Source organism: Chitinophaga sp. GbtcB8 (assembly GCF_019091455.1).
GTDB lineage: Bacteria > Bacteroidota > Bacteroidia > Chitinophagales > Chitinophagaceae > Chitinophaga.
Genome location: NZ_JAGXJN010000095.1, coordinates 1 through 640, shown reverse-complemented (window position 1 = coordinate 640; position 640 = coordinate 1). Strand labels below are relative to the sequence as shown.

Here is a 640-nt window from a genome sequence, read left to right as displayed (position 1 = left end):
GGAGCTCGTATTACCAAAGAGTTCGGTCTTTTTTTAAAAGAAGCATTTGGACGAAACGCCCGTTAGTCCTGTACAATTAGGTCATTTCTTTCACGTTGACGGTAAACAGTTACAACAGCAGTACAAGAACCATTTAAGCGATTTTCACCAGTGGGAACAGAAAGATCATGCTGCTAACTGGATGATCTTTGAACAGAATATCAGCCCTTATTTAAGCATTGATGAAACAGCCTTTTCCAGTGGAGAGTTATATACTATTGTGACCAATAAACTGGCAAAAGGACGCAAAGGCTCCATAGTGGCTATGATTAAGGGAACACAGGCGGATTATCTTATTGATATTTTAAAGAAAATACCCAAACGTCTGCGTAAGACGGTCCAGGAAGTCACCATCGATATGTCCGGGAGCCTGAATCTTGCAGTTAAAAGATGCTTTCCTAATGCCCATAGGGTCACAGACCGTTTTCACGTGCAGCAGCTTGCTTTTGATGCCGTGCAGGAAACCAGGATACAGTACCGGTGGGAAGCGCTGGAACAGGAAAATCAGGCTTATGAGCTGGCCTGTAAACAACAACAAAGCTATCATCCTGAAGTGTTACCAAATGGAGATACATTAAAGCAATTACTGGCACGTAGCAGA

Annotated in this window: 1 protein-coding gene; it reads left to right on the top strand. The window is 42.8% G+C overall.

Features of this window, described 5'->3' with window-relative positions; genetic code table 11:
- Positions 1-46 precede the first annotated feature (46 nt).
- On the top strand, positions 47-640 hold a 594-nt coding region (locus KVT36_RS31530), incomplete at its 3' end, for a transposase (protein WP_217607399.1).